The organism is Kurthia sp. 11kri321 (genome assembly GCF_001534765.1).
Classification (GTDB): Bacteria; Bacillota; Bacilli; order Bacillales_A; family Planococcaceae; genus Kurthia; species Kurthia gibsonii.
Genome location: NZ_CP013217.1, coordinates 1,128,194 through 1,147,375 on the forward strand (window position 1 = coordinate 1,128,194; position 19,182 = coordinate 1,147,375).

General features: G+C 34.4%; 25 protein-coding genes. 18 read left to right on the forward strand and 7 right to left on the reverse strand.

What is annotated here, in order from left to right; all coding sequences use genetic code 11:
- Positions 1-87: 87 nt before the first annotated feature.
- The 5 genes from pstC (at position 88) to ASO14_RS05755 (ending at position 4,454) form a co-directional block, all read left to right on the forward strand.
- Entirely contained in the window at positions 88-993 is a 906-nt protein-coding gene (gene pstC, locus ASO14_RS05735) for a phosphate ABC transporter permease subunit PstC (RefSeq protein ID WP_068457305.1), read from the forward strand.
- Positions 993-1,871 (forward strand): phosphate ABC transporter permease PstA, encoded by an 879-nt coding sequence (pstA, locus tag ASO14_RS05740; protein ID WP_068452716.1) that lies wholly within the window; start codon positions 993-995, stop codon positions 1,869-1,871. The genes pstC and pstA overlap by 1 nt, the downstream gene beginning before the upstream one ends.
- 46 nt (positions 1,872-1,917) lie before the next feature.
- The gene (pstB, locus tag ASO14_RS05745) at positions 1,918-2,718 is read left to right on the forward strand and encodes a phosphate ABC transporter ATP-binding protein PstB (protein ID WP_068457308.1); all 801 of its coding nucleotides are present in this window, start codon (positions 1,918-1,920) and stop codon (positions 2,716-2,718) included.
- Between the two features lie 13 nt (positions 2,719-2,731).
- Entirely contained in the window at positions 2,732-3,391 is a 660-nt protein-coding gene (gene phoU / locus ASO14_RS05750) for a phosphate signaling complex protein PhoU (RefSeq protein WP_068452719.1), read from the forward strand.
- 790 nt (positions 3,392-4,181) lie between these two features.
- Positions 4,182-4,454: an ATPase gene (locus tag ASO14_RS05755; protein WP_068452722.1), complete on the forward strand. Its 273-nt coding sequence runs from the start codon at positions 4,182-4,184 to the stop codon at positions 4,452-4,454.
- A 341-nt stretch (positions 4,455-4,795) separates the two neighbouring features.
- Here the strand turns inward: ASO14_RS05755 and ASO14_RS05760 are convergent, their stop codons facing one another.
- On the reverse strand, positions 4,796-5,245 hold the full coding sequence (locus tag ASO14_RS05760; RefSeq protein ID WP_068452724.1) for a hypothetical protein: 450 nt from the start codon (positions 5,243-5,245) through the stop codon (positions 4,796-4,798).
- Positions 5,242-5,607, reverse strand: coding sequence for a hypothetical protein (locus ASO14_RS05765; RefSeq protein ID WP_068452727.1), 366 nt, complete (start codon positions 5,605-5,607; stop codon positions 5,242-5,244). Before ASO14_RS05765 ends, ASO14_RS05760 begins: the two co-directional genes overlap by 4 nt.
- A gap of 165 nt (positions 5,608-5,772) precedes the next feature.
- On the opposite strand from ASO14_RS05765, the gene rpmG reads away from it, so the two are divergent.
- From rpmG to ASO14_RS05790, 5 genes are all read left to right on the forward strand, one after another.
- Positions 5,773-5,922: a 50S ribosomal protein L33 gene (gene rpmG, locus ASO14_RS05770; protein WP_068452731.1), complete on the forward strand. Its 150-nt coding sequence runs from the start codon at positions 5,773-5,775 to the stop codon at positions 5,920-5,922.
- Positions 5,923-5,986: 64 nt separating this feature from the next.
- The gene (locus ASO14_RS05775; protein WP_068452734.1) at positions 5,987-6,571 is read left to right on the forward strand and encodes a 5-formyltetrahydrofolate cyclo-ligase; all 585 of its coding nucleotides are present in this window, start codon (positions 5,987-5,989) and stop codon (positions 6,569-6,571) included.
- A gap of 6 nt (positions 6,572-6,577) precedes the next feature.
- Complete coding sequence (locus tag ASO14_RS05780; RefSeq protein WP_068452737.1) at positions 6,578-6,787, forward strand: YqgQ family protein; 210 nt, start codon at positions 6,578-6,580, stop codon at positions 6,785-6,787.
- A gap of 97 nt (positions 6,788-6,884) precedes the next feature.
- On the forward strand, positions 6,885-8,768 hold the full coding sequence (locus ASO14_RS05785) for an LTA synthase family protein (protein ID WP_156422338.1): 1,884 nt from the start codon (positions 6,885-6,887) through the stop codon (positions 8,766-8,768).
- Positions 8,769-8,839: 71 nt separating this feature from the next.
- On the forward strand, positions 8,840-9,478 hold the full coding sequence (locus ASO14_RS05790) for an MBL fold metallo-hydrolase (RefSeq protein ID WP_068452741.1): 639 nt from the start codon (positions 8,840-8,842) through the stop codon (positions 9,476-9,478).
- A gap of 68 nt (positions 9,479-9,546) precedes the next feature.
- On the opposite strand, the gene ASO14_RS05795 is transcribed toward ASO14_RS05790, so the two are convergent.
- The gene (locus ASO14_RS05795) at positions 9,547-10,254 is read right to left on the reverse strand and encodes a helix-turn-helix transcriptional regulator (RefSeq protein ID WP_068452750.1); all 708 of its coding nucleotides are present in this window, start codon (positions 10,252-10,254) and stop codon (positions 9,547-9,549) included.
- 269 nt (positions 10,255-10,523) lie between these two features.
- On the opposite strand from ASO14_RS05795, the gene comGA reads away from it, so the two are divergent.
- Genes comGA through ASO14_RS14840 form a run of 3 tightly spaced genes read left to right on the forward strand, consistent with a single transcriptional unit; the run spans position 10,524 to position 12,674 of the window.
- Positions 10,524-11,546, forward strand: a complete 1,023-nt coding sequence (gene comGA, locus ASO14_RS05800) for a competence type IV pilus ATPase ComGA (RefSeq protein WP_068452753.1) — start codon at positions 10,524-10,526, stop codon at positions 11,544-11,546.
- Complete coding sequence (gene comGB / locus ASO14_RS05805; protein ID WP_068452755.1) at positions 11,530-12,570, forward strand: competence type IV pilus assembly protein ComGB; 1,041 nt, start codon at positions 11,530-11,532, stop codon at positions 12,568-12,570. The genes comGA and comGB overlap by 17 nt, the downstream gene beginning before the upstream one ends.
- 11 nt (positions 12,571-12,581) lie before the next feature.
- Complete coding sequence (locus ASO14_RS14840) at positions 12,582-12,674, forward strand: prepilin-type N-terminal cleavage/methylation domain-containing protein (RefSeq protein WP_082701393.1); 93 nt, start codon at positions 12,582-12,584, stop codon at positions 12,672-12,674.
- A gap of 14 nt (positions 12,675-12,688) precedes the next feature.
- Here ASO14_RS14840 and ASO14_RS05810 read toward each other — a convergent pair whose 3' ends face one another.
- From ASO14_RS05810 to ASO14_RS14845, 4 genes are all read right to left on the reverse strand, one after another.
- Entirely contained in the window at positions 12,689-14,503 is a 1,815-nt protein-coding gene (locus ASO14_RS05810; RefSeq protein ID WP_068452758.1) for a recombinase family protein, read from the reverse strand.
- Positions 14,500-14,964, reverse strand: a complete 465-nt coding sequence (locus tag ASO14_RS05815; RefSeq protein ID WP_068452760.1) for an ImmA/IrrE family metallo-endopeptidase — start codon at positions 14,962-14,964, stop codon at positions 14,500-14,502. The genes ASO14_RS05810 and ASO14_RS05815 overlap by 4 nt, the downstream gene beginning before the upstream one ends.
- 86 nt (positions 14,965-15,050) lie before the next feature.
- Positions 15,051-16,598, reverse strand: a complete 1,548-nt coding sequence (locus ASO14_RS05820) for an SNIPE associated domain-containing protein (protein ID WP_068452762.1) — start codon at positions 16,596-16,598, stop codon at positions 15,051-15,053.
- Between the two features lie 124 nt (positions 16,599-16,722).
- Complete coding sequence (locus ASO14_RS14845; protein ID WP_082701394.1) at positions 16,723-17,109, reverse strand: helix-turn-helix domain-containing protein; 387 nt, start codon at positions 17,107-17,109, stop codon at positions 16,723-16,725.
- A 163-nt stretch (positions 17,110-17,272) separates the two neighbouring features.
- On the opposite strand from ASO14_RS14845, the gene ASO14_RS05830 reads away from it, so the two are divergent.
- The 5 genes from ASO14_RS05830 to ASO14_RS05845 all read left to right on the forward strand — a co-directional run bounded on the left by ASO14_RS05830 (position 17,273) and on the right by ASO14_RS05845 (position 19,148).
- Positions 17,273-17,491 (forward strand): helix-turn-helix transcriptional regulator, encoded by a 219-nt coding sequence (locus ASO14_RS05830; protein WP_068452764.1) that lies wholly within the window; start codon positions 17,273-17,275, stop codon positions 17,489-17,491.
- A gap of 101 nt (positions 17,492-17,592) precedes the next feature.
- On the forward strand, positions 17,593-18,309 hold the full coding sequence (locus ASO14_RS05835) for a phage regulatory protein/antirepressor Ant (protein ID WP_231726983.1): 717 nt from the start codon (positions 17,593-17,595) through the stop codon (positions 18,307-18,309).
- 3 nt (positions 18,310-18,312) lie between these two features.
- Positions 18,313-18,486, forward strand: coding sequence for a hypothetical protein (locus tag ASO14_RS14970; RefSeq protein ID WP_156422340.1), 174 nt, complete (start codon positions 18,313-18,315; stop codon positions 18,484-18,486).
- Positions 18,483-18,734: a hypothetical protein gene (locus ASO14_RS05840; protein WP_068452769.1), complete on the forward strand. Its 252-nt coding sequence runs from the start codon at positions 18,483-18,485 to the stop codon at positions 18,732-18,734. Before ASO14_RS14970 ends, ASO14_RS05840 begins: the two co-directional genes overlap by 4 nt.
- Before the next feature lie 75 nt (positions 18,735-18,809).
- The gene (locus tag ASO14_RS05845; RefSeq protein ID WP_068452771.1) at positions 18,810-19,148 is read left to right on the forward strand and encodes a hypothetical protein; all 339 of its coding nucleotides are present in this window, start codon (positions 18,810-18,812) and stop codon (positions 19,146-19,148) included.
- The last annotated feature ends 34 nt before the right edge of the window (positions 19,149-19,182 follow it).

Sequence of the window (19,182 nt, forward strand, 5' to 3'; positions counted from 1 at the left end):
GCAGTTGCATAGGGCAGTCCTCTTTTCTTAAAGGAGTGAAAGACGTTGTCTACAAACAAGGCAGGAGACAAATTGAATGTTCAAAGTATGATTGAACAACATAAAAATAAAGGTATGAAAAAGTTCGTTGAAAAATTAATGCCTAAATTATTGTTTATTACAGCGCTTGTGTCTGTATTAGCAACGATTGGTATTGTTTTTACGCTCATTTTTGAGACATTTGAATTCTTTAGAAGAGTCCCATTCTTCGATTACATACTCGGAACAGAGTGGCTTCCATTCTCAGGGACATCTCCGAGTTATGGCGTATTACCACTTATTATCGGTACATTAAAAGTAACAGGCATCGCGATAGTTGTAGCAGTACCACTTGGTTTAGCGGCTGCCATTTATTTAAGTGAATATGCATCAGATAATGTACGTCGTGTTGTCAAACCGATTTTAGAGGTTTTAGCAGGCGTTCCAACGATTGTTTACGGCTTCTTCGCATTAACATTTGTAACACCTCTTTTACAAGAAGTGATTCCAGGTTTGAAAATCTTCAATGCGATTAGCCCAGGGATTGTTGTCGGGATCATGATTCTTCCAACCATTGCTTCTTTATCAGAAGATGCGATGTCAAGTGTGCCAAGATCGATGCGTGAAGGTGCATTAGCACTTGGTTCGACGAAATTAGAAGTAGCTTTAAAAGTTGTTTTACCAGCAGCACTATCAGGAATTTTAGCATCTGTTGTTCTTGGAATCTCTCGTGCGATTGGTGAGACGATGATTGTATCTCTTGCAGGTGGTTCAACACCAAAGTTTGACGGGGAAATTACAGACTCCATTCAGACAATGACAGCATATATCGTACAAGTATCAACAGGTGATGCAGGTTACGGTACAACGATTTACTACTCAATTTATGCAGTTGGTTTCACATTATTCATCTTTACATTACTCATGAACCTTCTAGCTGGCTATATCTCTAAAAAGTTTAGGGAGGAATATTAATGAATTACATCCATCACGATACGGTAGTCAAACGTATGTCAAAACGTCTACTTAAAAATAAAATTTATAAAACGTTGTTTTTAAGTGCGACATTATTAGCTTTGCTCGTTCTAGCTGTTCTTGGCTACCGCATGATTACACAAGGTGCAGGTTATCTCAACTGGGATTTTTTAAATAACTTCTCATCTCGATTCCCACAAAACGCAGGGATTAAAGCAGCGCTTGTCGGTTCGCTTTGGTTACTAGCTGTTGTCGCACCTGTATCACTGATTTTAGGTGTTGGTGCAGCCGTTTATTTAGAAGAATATGCAAAAAAGAATCGTATTACAACGTTCATTCAAATGAATATTTCAAACTTAGCAGGCGTTCCATCAATCGTATTCGGTTTACTTGGATTAACCATTTTCGTTCGTATGCTTGGCATGGGTAAAAGTGTACTTGCTGCTGGATTAACGATGAGTCTTCTGATCTTACCCGTTATTATCGTTGCAGCACAGGAAGCCATTCGAGCTGTTCCGAATGAATTACGTGAAGCTTCTTATGGAATTGGTGCAACAAAATGGCAAACGATTTTAAAAGTTGTCTTACCATCAGCCATTCCAGGAATTTTAACAGGTGGGATATTAGCGCTCTCTCGTGCAATCGGTGAAACAGCACCACTTGTTGTCATCGGTATTCCAGTAATCATTCACTTTTTACCTGAAAGTATCTTTAGTGAATTCACAGCACTTCCAATGCAAATCTTTGACTGGGCAAAACGTCCACAAGAGGAGTTCCAGTATGTTGCAGCAGCAGGAATTCTCGTATTGATGGCAGTTCTCGTATTTATGAACTCAATCGCAGTAATTATTCGAAATAAATTCTCAAAACGTTATTAAAATGGAGGCAATGAACATGGTTAAAAAACCAATCGTTGAACAAGCAATGCAAGAAAAGAAACAAGATTTAAAAGTGATTACACCGTCTGAGAAGGCGAGTATTTATAAGACTGAAAATTTAAACCTTTGGTATGGCGATAAACATGCATTGAAAGACATTCAATTAGACATTAAACAGAATGAAGTAACAGCGATTATTGGTCCTTCTGGTTGTGGGAAGTCAACGTATTTGAAAACATTAAATCGTATGGTTGAGTTAGTACCTTCTGTTCGTACAACAGGAGAAATTCATTATCGCGATCGTAATATTTTAGATAAATCGTATCAAGTGGAAGAACTACGTACAAAAGTAGGCATGGTATTCCAAAAGCCAAATCCATTCCCAAAATCAATCTACGATAATATTGCATACGGTCCACGTATTCATGGGATTAAAAATCGTAAACTCTTAGATGAAATTGTTGAGAGAAGTTTACGTGGTGCAGCGATTTGGGATGAGGTAAAAGACAGACTACATGAAAATGCGTATGGTCTATCAGGTGGTCAGCAACAACGTATTTGTATCGCACGCTGTTTAGCGATTGAACCAGACGTTATTTTAATGGATGAACCAACATCTGCACTCGATCCAATTTCTACTTTGAAAGTAGAAGAATTAGTACAGGAATTGAAAAAAGATTATTCGATTATTATCGTGACACATAACATGCAACAAGCAGCGCGTATTTCTGATAAAACTGCATTCTTCTTAAACGGGGAAGTAATCGAGTACGACGAAACAGATAAAATCTTCTCGAATCCAGTAGATCAGCGTACAGAGGATTATGTATCGGGCCGTTTTGGATAAGGAGGAGAAGAAGATGGTAGTACGTGAAAAGTATGAGCAACATCTAGTAGATTTAAATCAACTATTAATTGATTTATGTGAAATGGCGATTCGTGCATTTGATAAATCAGTCGATACTTTTTTAGAAAAAGATATTAATCAAGCAATGATGATTTTAGAACAAGATCAATTTATGAATCGTCTAGAGCAACATATCCAAGATGAAGCGATTCTCTTAATTACAAAGCAACAACCTGTAGCAACTGATTTACGCCGTATTATGATGATTGTTAGCGCAGCTTCTGATATGGAACGAATAGGTGATCATGCGGTGAATATTGCAAAAGAAACCATTCGTTTAGGAGATGCGAATCTGCATTATTCAGTAGAGAAAGTGGAGAAGTTACGTTTATTAACAAAAACGATGTTGGAAGATATGTTAGCGGCTCTTGCAACAGAAGATTTACCACTAGCGAAAGCTATCTCTAAAAGAGATGACGAAATCGATCAACTCTACGGTGAAGCGATTGTAGAACTAGTGGAATCAGCGAAAGAAAGTGGTGCAAAACTAGAACAAATTATTCAACTGAGCTTTATTTGTAAGTCGATTGAACGAATTGGTGACTACACAACGAATCTAGCTGAAGGACTTTTCTTCTTATTAAAAGGGACACATCGCGAACTGAATAGCTAAGAAAGTAAGAGCATGAAAATATACGACAAAAAAACGGAGACAAAAGTATTTTCAACATAGCAAATCCCGTATGATTTTGAAAAATCATACGGGATTTGTTCGTTCAGATCAATTTTCGCTTCGAAAAATGAATAGAGGTAGGCAAGAAAAGAACGCAACGTCCTGTTGCAAATCTTGCCCCACTACATCACGTAGCGTTCGGGCATGGCTTCAAACTCCTCGTCACTGCGTTCCTGTGGGGTTTTCAGCACATGCTATTCCCACAGGAGTCGTTTTCTACGCGTTCAATTGATTTGATTATTCGCATTTGAAACATATTATTTTGTTCTGTCCAAGACGCTTTTATTTTTTATTGCCTCTATACGTATAATTGGCACATAATCTAACTTCATTGCTTTTTGCCATAAGCTTGTCCAAACAGCTTATGTAAAATAATGTTCATTTAATTTAAAATAAGCTATTTCAACATGGAGCAATCAAAGTACTGTAGTTAATTTAGTGTTGAATAAATTGGAAAATTTAACTACAGTTAAAAGAAGTGTTAAATCTAAAACTAAGAAGCCAAAAGTGAAATTGAAAAATATTACAAAGGCTCCTTATAAAAAAGGTGGAGGTAGTATGAAAAAAAGATTTTATTAATGCTTATACATACTAATTTAAAAGTAATTTGAGTATAAATGCTTCAAAAATAGTTCATCATAGATTTATTGTAAATAATGGAGAAAGTAGTAAAAGGAATTAATTTCCTTTGGATTTTAAAAAGAGATAATAAAGTAAGAGGAGAGAGTTTATGATAGAAAAAATTAAAACTGAAGTGGTTCTTGATTTTAATTTAGGTAATGAAGAAGATTTAAAAGATACGATTGATGAAATGAGAGCTTATACTAAAGAATATGAAAATGATAAAGTGAGTTTGTTATCACTAAAAGAAATTTGTCATGACTTAAGTAACAAAAAACGATATGAAATTATTCTTGAAATAGAAAGAGATACTGAAAATCTTGGGCGAATCTATGAGAGTGAAGAAGAAAAATTATTTGGTTTTTATGAGGATGATGAATAGAAAAGTGAGTTTGAGATAAAAGTATTTTTAACAGAGTAAATCCCATATGGATTTTTAGTGAACACTTCAATCATAGTAAAAGTAATACACATTTTTTCCTTAAAAAATATACCAACGGATTATAAAGTCGATAAAGGTAATACAATAGCAAAATAAAAAGATGGGCTACTTGAAAAGCCCATCTTTTTATTTTCTTAATTCATGAACTTTTTTCCGTTCTCAGGATGTTTATATTCATTTCTAACTTCCAAGTCTTTTACAACTTCTAAATCATTTTCTAAATGACCAGTCAGATAGTCAGAATCTTTCACCGAATATTTGTCAGTTTCTTTCATCGTTTTTTATTTTGGTGTTGTAATTGCAGTTAAAATCTCTTTTTGTGACATCTCTGAATTTAGTTTGTTCTTTCCAAGTTGAATAGAAGAAGCTTTGCCTTCATTAATGATATAGCTTTCGAAGTCACTTGCACTCTTAATCATACCTGCTTTTTCAAGTGCCTCACTTACTTCAGAAGTACCCATGCCTGAACGAACATCTAGCGTATAGGTTTTCACTTCTTTTTTTGCTTTAGAAGGAGTAGCATCTTTCTTTTTAGCCAGTACAGCGTTTTCTTCTTGGAGTTTCGTAATTTGTTGTTGATACTGTTTAATATCACTTTTTTTAACGACGACTTCATCTTTAGCGGGTGTTGTTTTTCCGTCTGCTTCTTGCTTCATCTGTGTTAAACTCATCGTTGCGCCTGCTACAAAAATACTGATTCCAATTGTACGAATAACAGACTTTACACTCATCGCTTCGTCACCTCGTTTTGTAAGATGGTAGCGATTTGATCATAATCAAGCGAAGAGCGTTTTGCAATTTCTTGAAGATTAAAGCCTTGGTTATGTAATGCAAGAACTTGGCTCACTAAAATTTGATTCACATGAGAAGCAGAAGGAGCCATTTTTTTAGCTATTGGTGGCATATTTTTTTGAGATAACATTAATTCTTCTTCAATTATTTTTAAACGACGTTTTAATTGATTGTTTTCTTGATAAAAAGACATCGATAATTCTTCTAATTCTTTTTCAGTTCGTTTTTTTGAATTACCTGTAAAAAATGAAATGATGACAATGAGAATACCTACTCCCATTAAAATAACGGATAAATCCATCAATCTTCCTCCATAAAATGTAGTTATTTTTAACTTATTGTAACATATGCATTTCTATATAGAAATGATAGTAGATTTTTTAGACATTTGTGTTATAATGGTTTAGTCGTATAAATCATGCTCACTAAGACATTTTATTCTGTATATAGAGTGGGAGGGGTAACCATGCGCGTTAATATTACATTAGCTTGCACTGAATGTGGCGATCGTAACTACATTTCAAAGAAAAACAAACGTAACAATCCAGAACGTCTTGAATTGAACAAATATTGCTCTCGTGAACAAAAGATGACACTTCATCGCGAAACGAAGTAATGCTCATTGCCAAAACCTATTGTAGGTTTTGGCTTTTCCATTTTAATAAGGTAGGGTGATTTCATTGGATAAAAAGAAGTTTAGAACTGATGTCAGAACAAAGCTTGTAGCACTATCTCAAGAGGAACATAAAAGAAAATCGTGGATGATACATAATAAAGTGATTAATTTAGACGAAATAAAAAATGCACAAACAATTGCCGTCACGATTTCAAACTTTCCAGAAGTGGATACCATGCATTTAATTGAAGCTTTATGGAAGATGGATAAAAAGGTTGCAGTGCCTCGCTGTGACCCGAAAACACGCACCATGACATTTTACATCTTTGACAATGAAGAACAGCTAGAAACCGTTTATATGGATTTAAAAGAACCAATTCCTTCTAAGACAAAACAAGTACATGCTGAGGAAATTGATGTCATTATCGCCCCAGGTATTGTATTTGATCGAAGTGGATATCGCATTGGTTATGGTGGGGGGTATTATGATCGCTACTTAGCGCAATTTAATCGCACTGTTATTGCGATGGCATTTAACATGCAGATAGTTGAAAAAGTACCGACAGATGCGTATGATTTACCTGTAGGGAAAATAATTACGGAAGAACACATCATCTCCTGTAAAGAGGCTCGAAGGGAAGAACAATAGAACATTATGGAAAATGTATATGATATTCGACAATATTTAAAAAAGTTTGGTACCATTATTTATACAAAAGATCCAATCGGTGATTTGCACTTAATGGCAGAGGACTTACAAGAATTATATAAGGCGGGAATTCTACCAATTCGAGATTACCAAGTAGCACGTCATATACTTCGAATAGAAGAAACACGTATTAAACGACAACGCGGTGATTTTTAAGTAATGTATGCAGTCCTACAAATCAATCGTGCATTTGTAGGGTTGTTTTATTTTTTTAAAAAAAGGTAAAGAATATAAAATGAAAGAAGGTGGGAACATGATTCAGAAAAGTGGAAAATATACAGCGTTACTTGTTGTAGTGTGCACCATGTGGATTCAAACATATCTTACATATAAAACGAGTTTTGATTTGAAAGTCGAAAATCTACTTCAAGAAATTATTTTATTCATTAATCCGTTACCGTTTTTACTATTAATTTTTGGTGTGGCATTATTTTTTAAAACGGCTAAAAAGCGAAATCGCTATTACCTTATTGGAAGTGGAATTTTAACATTTGTTCTCTATGGAAATGTTGTATTTTATCGTTTTTATAGCGACTTTATTACATTACCTGTTCTCTTTCAAACGAGTAATTTTGGTGATTTAGGTAATTCAATCACGACATTGATTAGTCTGAAAGATATTTGGTACGCAACTGGTTTTCTCATCATCTATATTACATTGAAAAAAATACATAGCGTAAAAGAGTTCCAATTGATTAAAAAAGAAGAACGCCGTACGTATTTTATTTTCAGTGTGGCGGTTTTATGTTTCAACTTAGGATTAGCTGAAATTGAACGACCGCAATTATTAACGCGCAGTTTTGATCGCGAAATTCTCGTGAAAAGTATTGGTACATTTGACTATCATTTATATGATGCCTTCGTCCAATCAAAATCACATGCACAACGTGTCTTAGCAGATGGTAGTGAGTTAACAGAAGTATCGAACTATGTAAAATCGAATCAAGCAGAACCGAATCCCTCATACTTTGGATTAGCGAAAGATCGAAATGTCATTATTATTTCACTTGAATCCATGCAAAACTTTGTCATTAACAATCAAGTGAAAGGACAGACCATTACACCTTTTTTAAATGAGTTAACAAAAGACCCTGATACATTTTATTTTGATGAGTTTTATCATCAAACTGGTTTAGGTAAAACATCTGATGCAGAATTTATTGTAGAAAATTCAATGTACGGGACAGGGCGAGGTGCAGTGTTCTTTACGAATGCAGGTAATACATTTGAATCAATGGCGAGTCGTTTGAATGACACAGGTTATTATACATCTGTTATGCATGCAAATAATAAAAGCTTTTGGAATCGTGATTTAATGTATGAGTCGCTGCATATTAAAAAGTTTTTTGATGTAGCATCATATAATGTGACAGAGAAGAACTCAGCAAACTGGGGCTTAAAAGATATTCCCTTTATGGAGCAGTCTGTTAAGTTGATGGAAGATTTACCACAACCATTCTATACAAGAATGTTGACGTTATCGAATCATTTCCCGTTCACATCAGATGAGGAAGATCAGTATATTAAACCATATGATTCTGGTGATGAAACGGTAGATCGCTATTTCCAGACAGCACGTTACACAGATGAAGCAGTAAAAGTGTTATTCCAGCGCCTCAAACAGAGTGGCTTATACGATAATTCTATTATTGTGATGTATGGCGATCATTATGGTATTTCAGATAATCATAATAAAGCGATGGCGAAGTATTTAGGTAAAGATGCGATTACACCGTATGATGCAGCAAAATTACAGCGCGTTCCGTTTTTCATCCATATTCCAGGCTCAAATAAAGGAAAAGTAATGCATGAAGTAGCTGGAGAATTAGATATTCGCCCAACGATTCTGCATTTACTTGGATTGAATACCACACAAGATGTACAATTTGGACAAGATTTATTATCGAAAGAACATCAAAACTTTACTGTCTTTCGAGATGGACGTTTTGTGACAGACCGCGTTGTCTATGCAGCAGAAACATTTTATGATGCACAGACAGGTAAACCAATTCAAAATACGCAACCATATGAAAAATATATTAAACAAGCAAATCGTAAATTAGAAGTATCCGACCAAGTTATTAATGGAGACTTACTTCGATTTTATGATAAACAGACAGGGCAAATTACAGAGTAGATTTGCTCTGTTTTGCTTTTTTCATGCGAGAACTTCTAAAACTACGTTATAATAGCAGAGAGGTGAAGATGATGTTAAATATTAGAAAATATGCATTAGGACCTGTTCAAACAAATTGTTATATAATCGCGAATGCAGCGCGTGAATGCCTGATTATCGATCCAGGTGAAGAAGGAGAATTTTTGATTCGTGAAATTCGTAAAGCGAATTTAAAACCGCAAGCAATCGTATTAACACATGCACATTTTGATCATATCGGTGCAGTAGATGATTTACGTGATGCTTTTCATATTCCGGTTTATATGCACAAGAAAGAAAAAGAATGGCTAGGTAATCCTGGATTAAATGGTTCAGGAAAATATGCGCAATTACCAGATTATTCTATTCGTCCAGCAGATGCCTTTTTAGAAGCAGAAAAAGCAACGACAATTGGGAGCTTCCAATTTGACGTGGTACATACGCCAGGACATTCACCAGGTAGTATAAGTTTGATTTTTGAACAGGATGGTTTTGCTGTAGTAGGAGACACACTATTTAAGCGTAGCGTAGGACGTACTGATTTAATTGGTGGCGATTCTAAATTATTATTAAAGAGTATTCATGATCATCTATTATCATTAGATGAAGAAACAGTAATTTATCCGGGGCATGATGAGCCAACAACTGTCGGTGAGGAAATTGATCAAAACCCATTTTTAAATGGATTTTAAATATTAAAAATCATTCAACATTTTTCTATAAAAAGAGGAAGAAGCATTTTAGCTTCTTCCTCTTTTTGTTAACCATTCGTTTGAATACGATATGAACAGTATTTGCAACCATCTGTCATATTTTCAAGTTTAACAAATTCATCTACTTCAAATAGATAATCAAATTGTCCTTTTAAGAATGACTCATGCAGCGCACAAACTGTTTCTGAATGTTGATCAATCTCGTTATGATAAGGGCAATTATAAACAGCGAAACGAATTGAACGCTCTTCTTGACCTTCTTCTTGTTTAACAAGAGGGATATAACCGATTAAAGAAGCTGCTTTTGTAATACAATCTACTTTTTCGTCAAATGTTAAAAGTGATGCCTCTGTTTTTTGTTCTTGTAGCATATGACGAATTTCAGTTTGACCTTTTTGATAACAAATACGCGTCCCAACTTCTAAAGCTTCTGGACCTAATTCGTCTAGAATTTCAAGTACCCAATCGAGTAATTCTTCATAATTACGTTTTGGGAAAGATAGTGAAATACCATTTTCAACTGCGCGGTAAATACGTCCTGGACGACCGCCTTTACCTGTTTTTTCATATTCAGCAGAAATTACGTTAATTTCGCTTAGTTTAGTTAAATGCAAACGAGCTACATTCGGATGAATATTAAATTTGTCAGCAATATTTTGTACAGTGAAGTTTTCTTTCTCTTGTAACATATATTGATAAATTGAAAAACGTGTTTCATCCGCAAGTGTACTCGTGATTTTTAAAGAGTTTTGCATAGTTGTCACGCACCTCCGATACATAATACTTCCATTATAAAGGAAAAACGGTGAACAATCAGTAAAATAAGCAACCTTTTATATTTATTTGTATAATATCAAGTTTTTTGGAAACACAATCAAGCAAAAAGCTATTTTATTAAAATATTCAAAAAGAACAGTTATTTTGTTAAAACATCGTTTTTTTTACCTATCTTTTTAAAAAATCGACTTTTGAAATCTATGAGAACAAAAGAGCATACTAAGAAAAAATGAAGGGAGTGGAATGGATGGAACTAGAGAGTTTGATTGAAAAAAAGTGTATGCAGTTATTGAATCAGGCGCTAGAACTAGAAGCCTCTGATTTACACATGTTACCGACAAGAGAACATTATCAGCTGTTTTTTAGAAAATATAATCGTTTGATGGCAGCAGGTGAAATCCCACTAACGCTCGGTGAGAAAATGATTTCGCATTTTAAATATCAATCTGTATTAGATATCTCAGAGAAAAGACGCCCGCAAAGTGGATCATTTGAATACATTACAGAACAAAAGCAAATTGCTTGTCGTGTATCAACATTACCTTCTTCCACGATGAAAGAAAGCATGGTTGTACGTTTAATGATTCAAAATGTAGCAAAGCCATTACAAGAGATCGTACTTCAGATAGAAGCAGCGAAACATTTAGAACAGATTGTACAAGCGAAACAGGGAATTGTCTTATTTTGTGGTCCAACAGGTTGTGGTAAATCGACAACGATGTATGCACTTTTACAATACTGCTCAAAACAACTTTCGAAGCATGTTATTTCGTTAGAGGACCCAGTAGAGAGTCAACAACAGAATATGTTACAAATTCAAGTAAATGAACGTTCAGGTGTAACGTACTCTGCGGGTTTAAAAGCGATTTTAAGGCATTCTCCTGATGTTATTATGATTGGCGAGATTCGTGATCAAGAAACAGCGAAAATTGCCATTGAAGCAGCTCTTACAGGTCACCTCGTTATCTCTACAATTCATGCGAAAAATAGTTTTGGTTGCCTGCACCGTTTACTCGATCTAGGTATTTCAAAAGATGAATTAGAGCAAACGATTTTATCTATTACGACACAACAATTAGTTGTGGAAAATACAGAACAGCAACCGCTAAAGGCTTTGTATGAATTTTTGGATGCAGCACATTTACAAGACGCGTTTGACGCATTAAAACAACAACAAAATTATCAATTGCCTCTTCAAGAGACCATTCGATATAAAATGATGCGCGGTATCGAGGATGGGGGAATCCTACCCAATGTTCTTACAACGTAAAAAAGCAATCTTATTACGAAGAGATCAGCCGAAATTTTTAGCTAAATTAAGCACGCTCTTACAAGAAGGTTATTCATTGAACGATTCATTACGCATGTTAATTCCACATCATTTAGCGCATATAAATCAAATTGAAGAACGCGTTCATATGAGTTTACTTGAAGGGAAGGGTCTTTGCGATATTTTACGCATGATAGGGATTTCAGAACAATATATTATCTCATTATATGTGGCAGAACAAAGTGGTACGACAGTGAATGCCTTACAAATGATTGCACAAATGATGAATAAAGAAGCAGGGAATAAAGAACAAGTTTTAAAACTAGTATCCTATCCATTATTCTTATTTGTTTTTCTAGTCGTTCTATTCATCTGCTTTCGTACTTTTTTCTTGCCAAATATGGAAGCGATGATGTTACAAAAGCAGCAAACGAATCAAATTCAGTTAACCATCTCTAAAATTCTATTGCATTTACCAGACTATTTAATTGGTTTTGTCATTGTCATTGTGATAACAATTCTTTTGTTTTTACGTTATACCAAGCAAAAGAAAACAGGCGAAAAGTTACTTTTATATTTTAAAATTCCGATTGTGAATCAAGTGTTGCGTTTGCAATTAACAAAGCAGATTGCTTTTGAATTAGGTTCTCTACTAGAAGCAGGGTTTACATTACAAGCTTCTTTACATCTATTAGCCAATCAATCACATCAAAAAATGATTGCATATATTGCACAGGATTTACTCAATGAGATTGCACAAGGAGAATCTTTATCTGTGGCAATTTCATTGAATCCATATGTACATAAAGAGTTCTATGCTTTTGTCGTACATGGAGAACAAGGCGGGAATCTTGGTAAAGAGCTTCAAATATTGAATGAGTTTATGAATGAGCGAATGGGCGAGCGAGTAGAACAAGTCTTAAAGTTTATGCAGCCCATTCTTTTTGGGATTATCGCGATTTGTATTTTGGGTGCATACATTTCGATTATGCTCCCTATGTATAAAATGATTGATTATGTATAGGAGGAACAACAGTGAAAATAGAAGAAAAAGAAAAGAAAAATGGTTTTACTCTTATTGAGATGTTGATTGTACTATTTATCATCACAGTAGTGATATTAAAATAAAAATACGCAAAGTATTACGATTCCTTGCGTATTTCCATCGCATATCTTCTTGCTGTTGACGGGTCCATTTCTAAGATTCGTGCCATTTCAGCATAACTAACATTTACTTTTAACATATCTCTTATTTCGTTCATTCGTTGTTCCCTTATTTCTGGATCACCTTTCTTATCTTTCAAACCTTCTGGTCGTCCGTATCGTTCTAGATCTCTTTTAACTGTAAGTGCATTATAACCACTCAAGCGAGTAAGTTGCTTTTGTGTGCAATTTGGATTAGCAGCTATGATTTGTTTATATTCTTCGTAGCGTCTCACCGATGCAGCAGCGACTTTATCATGCAGCAATTGACGACTATCTTCCAACTGCACTGTAACATCAAGTTGTGCATCGTTTACGAGTGCGTGAAACGTCATTTCTTCTTTTGTAAAGTTGTAAGTTGCTTGTGGGAATAAGTCACCAAGAACGACTTGTAAATCACTCTCATGCAAACTATCTAAGTCATCCACAACAGAAAAATAACTTAAAATGACATCATATGTTATTTTGTTTTGCGTAACAGCTACAAACTGACGTTTTAATTGTTCGAGTTCATCTTTTAACACTTGTATATCCATTTCTATTTTTTGCTTACGTTTTTTTAGTTGCTGTTTATTAAATTCCCCATCTAAGTACAAATCAATCAAGTTATCGAGTTTTGTTTGTGCTTTGTTATAACTTTTTTGAGTTGCTTCAATTCGTTTTTCAAGTGTACTCGTATCTGTATCATCACCTTTAAATTTTAGAAACTTTTGCGCTGTTTCTTCACTTGATAAAATTTCTTTAATCTTATCCAAAAGAGGGCGATACACACGCTTTGTATTGATGTAATCGTGATTGTAACAATCGCTTGTTGATTGCTTGAAACTTGAATGCTGGAAGTAATAATTATATTTATTGCGATGCTTGGTGCTGCCAGTCTGTATGCCGAGTGTATATCCACAATGTGCACATTTAATTTGTATATCTCGTAAAAAATGTGGGTGAGCCGTTTCTCGTTTTTTATGACGTTTCGTCATTTCATTTTGTATTCTTAAATAGGTTTCTTTCGTGCGCAGCGGCGGAAAAAAATCTTCTACAACAATCGGATCATAGTTTTTAAAGTTACGTACCAGTTCTCCATGATATGCAGGATTTTTAAGTACATTCATAACCGTTACGCCACTCCATCTTTTTCCGCGCGGCGTTGAAGTTATTTCATTTAACTTGTTAGCTATCATTTTAAAACCAAGACGTTCTTCTAAATACATTTCATCGATTTGCGTTAAAATCCAACTGTATTCTTCATCTATATAAACTTGTTTTTTTAATTTATCGTATAAATAAAACGTTGGTAACTTCCCGTAAAAATTCCCTTCACGCACGTACTGACGCAATCCACGCATCATGCGTCGTACAACTGTACGTTTTTCTTTCTTCGCGATTAAATTCTTAATGTCCGAAATGAATTCATCGTTTTCATTTGTTAAATCTGTCAATACACCTGGTTCGGCGATTTTAACTCCGTTTTCACGCAACGTTTGCTTTAGCAATTCCCATTCGATTGTATCTAATCGTGAAAGTCTGTCTTGATCCATACATAAAACGACATCTACTAATCCATCTTCGATGCACTCCATCAATGCATTTAAGCCGACTTTATCAAACTTACCACCACTATCGACATCTTTAAAAATATCGATAATCTTCCAGCCTTTTTCATTTGCGTATTTTTCCAACTCCAATTTTTGAGATGATAAACTAAACTTATCTTCTTGGAGTCGAGTTGATACGCGAATATAAATTGCCACTTTCATTTATAAAAACTCCTTTCACTTTTATTTAAGCGATTATAAAAATGATTTAATCTATTTTGCGCAAACTTTTCTGTGACCATGAAAATACTCGCAACATATCTCGTGTTATTTAGAATGAACTCTGGCAATTGCTCTAATAAATGTGTAGGCATTGTGAAGTACATAGCAAATAAATCCGCTTGATATTCACGATAATCTATATACATTTTATTCATAGTTTGAACACCATCATCGTATAGTATGTGTGACAGTTCGTGAGCAATATGTTCCCATTGTTTCGTCAATGTAGCGTGTTTATTCAGAAAGATAATTTTACCTGCACGAAAAGTATGAGTGGATTCGATTACTTTTAAATCAAATTTTTTTATGACAGTTAGCATATTCAAAGTTTCAAAACTATGCAAGTCATTCGCGAAAAGTATCTTGTTTACTCTATCTTCTAAGTGTGTTGTTACATACATAATATCCCTCCAGTGTAATAAAAAGAGAACTCTTGTTCGGTTTAATGTTAAAACAAAAAGCACTGAAAAGAAAGTGCTTTTTGTTTTTAGACTGCAGTAGATAATTTATTTCTAATAGTTAGAGTTTCTCTATACTCTTCAGCAACAGCAGTTTTTTTGAATTCGACAGTTTTATCAAAATTATTTGATACAACATTTTCAATTTCATCTAATGAAACATTAAAAAACTCTTTTCGGCTATTAACCATGTTAACTTTTTTATGATCAAATTCTTTATGGAGTATTGATTCAAGAGCAGGTGCATCTTCACTAAAAATAAAAGCGTGTACATCGAATTTGAACGGTACTGACGCATCACCTAATTCGTTAACTCTATCCATAGGTTCTAATCTTCTTGTCATACCGATTTTATAAATATTCTCACCGAATGAGCCTATATTTGAAATTATATAAACATATCCAGCGCGTGTATTTTGTTCACGATAATGTATCAAATCTTTTTGCCTAATCGTTTCAACAAGCTGTAGTTCCAGTTCTTTGATTTTTTCTTCTAATGCAGTAGTATCTTTACTTTGAGATTGAAGTAGTTGTTTTTTCAGTTTTTCAAGAGCATTATTGAAGTGAGTTTCTTCTTTTGTAACTTTTTCAATTTCTTTTTCAATTTCTTTTCTCGCTTTTTCTTCCTCTCTCATTTGCTCACGTATTTGTCTTTGCTCTTCTTTTTCATCCTTTACTTTTATAGCATATTCCAAAGCAAGATCTAATTCAGCTTGTTTTAATTCAAGATACAAACCTTCAATTGAAACCATATTTTTTTCATTAAGTTTATTGATTTGTTCAAATGACTTATTTATTTTTTTTCTAGAATTTTCATAGTTAGATACAGTTACTTTATTGATAGTTACATCACATTCATTGTTAAATGACCTAATCGCCATTTTTATAGTGTTAGCATTCATTTTCTTACCTTCAGCAGAACTGCCGTTGACAGTCCAACCCGAATAATAAGAAACAGCAGTTTTATCTTTTACGGCAATTTTTTGGTCATTTCTAATATCTTTCAAACGTTCTTTATAGGCTGATGAATTTTCAAGGTCATATTTAGTTTCATAAAAACCAAATGATTGTAAAAGAACTTCTTCATCTAATTGAATAATTTCATCATTTAGATTAGCTATTTTTTTTACAAGATCGCTTTTTTCATTTTCTTTTTCATTTAATTCGTTTTGCAGATTAAGAAGTGTATTATCTAAATTAGCTGTAATTTTAGCTTCTTCTTTTTTAGCATTTTCGATAATAGTGTTAGCTGAAAGTTTTGCATCGGAAATAATTTGTTCTTTTTCCACGTCTATTTCCTGTCTTAACATGTCTATGAAATTTTCTTTTTCAGATTCAAAAAATTGACTTCTGTTTTCAATTTTAGAATTTAAATCAAAAAGGTGACTTTCTAATTTTTCTTTCTCACTTAACTGATAGTAAAACAATGTTATTTTTTTCTCTCTGAACCTAGCAGCTATAGAAATGATTAACGCTGGTAAACAAATTCCTATAGTTAATAAACTCAAAAACGATAATAAAATAATCATCCATATTTGGGTGTACCAGGGATACTTTCTTTTTTGGTCGTTATTCAACGTAGTTCCTCCTGTTAAAAATTATTTTGTGGATATTAATCTCTTTAAATAGGAGATTAATATCTATTGTCGAAAAATGTCGTAAGCAATATTACCTACATAGATTCCAAAAAATAAGAGACAATTAATTGTCTCTATTTTTTCGTTCTTGCTGAGCTTTAATGATTTCGTAATAAACTTCGAAATCTTCAAGCATTGAGCGTAAATCATCTGGTTTGTCTTTGAAGTTAACAATCGGTGACTTGTCGAAAAACTCTAATACTTCTTTTTGGTAATCTGTGAGTTCAACATTGTTCTCGGCAGATGCTTGTTTTTTATCTGTTTTTCCTAGTAAATAATCGGTTGAAACATCAAAGAAGTCAGCTATCTGTTTAAGCGTTTCAAAATCAGGCTCACGTGTACCTTGTTCATAATTAGAGATTTTTCCACGAGAGAACCCTAGTTTTTCAGCTAAGTCATATTGACTTAAATTACGTTGCTTTCTTAAATCAGCAATTTTTTTACCAAACATCAAAATCACCTCTTGTTTAATAGTATATAGGTAGAAACTCTGTGTTTCTACTTTTTCTTCTAGTTAGAAACAAAAAGTTTCTTAAAAACGTTGACAGACACAAAATGTTTCTGTTATAGTTCATTCAAGGAAACAAATTGTTTCTTTTAAAGGAGGTGGGAAAATGAGTAATAAACGTGAAAATTTAATAATTTTACGAGGTGAGAAATCAAGACGAGAAATAGCGGCTATATTAGAAATCACACCACAAATGTTAGGCGCAATAGAAAGAGGTAGTAGAACACCATCGCTTAATTTAGCTAAAAAAATCGCGGATTTATATAACAAGCCTATTGATGATATTTTTTTTAATCTAAAAGGAAACGAAATGTGTCTACTTTGATTACCAATAAGTAAATTCCCTAAAATACAAAACAATAAACGAAAGAAGGAATACGTATGAATCAAATTTCATTAGTAAACGAACAAAGCATGAACAATTTAATGACCAGCTTAGATATTGCTGAATTAACTGGCAAAAGACACGCAGACGTGATGCGTGATGTAAGACACGAGATTGAAGAATTAGGTGTTGAAATAGGTGAACGCATTTTTGCTCACACCTCATACAAGGATAAAAGCAATCGCGATTCACCTTGTTACAAATTCGGTAAAGAAGGCGCAATGCAATTAGCACTTAAATACGATGCAAAAACGCGTTACAAAGTTATCAAACGCATTGAAATGCTAGAACAGCAACAAAATACACATTCATACATGATTGAAGATCCTGTTGAACGAGCAAAACGATGGATCATCGAACAGCAAGAGAAACAGTTGCTAATTGCTGAAAACAGCGTGAAGGACCAATTGATTGGTGAATTAAAGCCGAAAGCTGACTATACAGACAAGATTCTTCAAAGCACTGGTTTAATGACTATCACACAAATTGCCAAAGATTACGGCATGTCAGCACAAAAGATGAACGCGATTCTACATGAATTGAAAGTGCAGTATTCGCAAAATAGACAGTGGTTACTCTACAGCAAGTATCACGCAGAAGGTTACACGCACAGCGAAACGATTCCAATCACGCATTCAGATGGTACGCCAGGCACTAAACTCAACACGAAGTGGACGCAAAAGGGGCGTTTATTCTTGTATCAACTTCTTAAAAAGAACGGCATTTTACCGACAATCGAAAAACGAAACGAGGTGTAACACATGAATTTTCATCACATCAAGAAATTAGCAGAGTATAACGGTCAGTTACCGAAGTTGATTTCAGAAATTTCAAAAAAAGATGCACAGAAAGCTTTCGCTTTATTGGAAGATTGGGCGAATCATAAACGTCCACTCAAAGAAATTTATGACGAAGCACGAGGTGAACTAGCATGACAGTAAAAGACATGTACGACTTACAACGTCATACAGCGATGATTGATTTGCTATCTGTTGAAATCAACGTAGCGATGCAGCGCAAAGAGTATTTAAAAGTCGAGGATCTACTCAACATGCAGTTGCAAGCAATCAGAGAAATCAAACGCATACGCAATCGACAGCAGTACGCGATTACCATGCACGACATGGCTCGACGGTTGAGTGAAAAAGGTATTGCAGCAGAGGTGGTGAGGAAACTTGAATGAATGGTTTTTAGCAGCACTAGTCATTGTGTATGTAGCAACAGTATTAAAAATAGATGCAGATATGGAGGAATGAAAATGAAGAAACTAGAACGTCACGAATTAATGTTAGCAATAATTGCCGAGCGTGAAGGTCATGGCATGGCACAAGCGCACGAAACAGAAAAGACGATGATTGAGTTAGAAAACTACTTCGAACAGCACTACAAAGTTTTCGAAGCAGACGCACCAACGCACGAAATCATTGAAATCGCACTCGATATGATGGGCGAATCAGCTTTCATCGAAATGTTAGAGCGCAACGACTTCTCGGACATCTTTGAAATGCTGGCAATCGAGGGTTATGTCACACAAGTCATGGGCGTGTGGGTGGTATCGATTGAACACGCATGGCTCAAACACCAAGAAATTGCATAAAAAAATGCCCATTGCAAGTGGGCAAAAGAAAAAA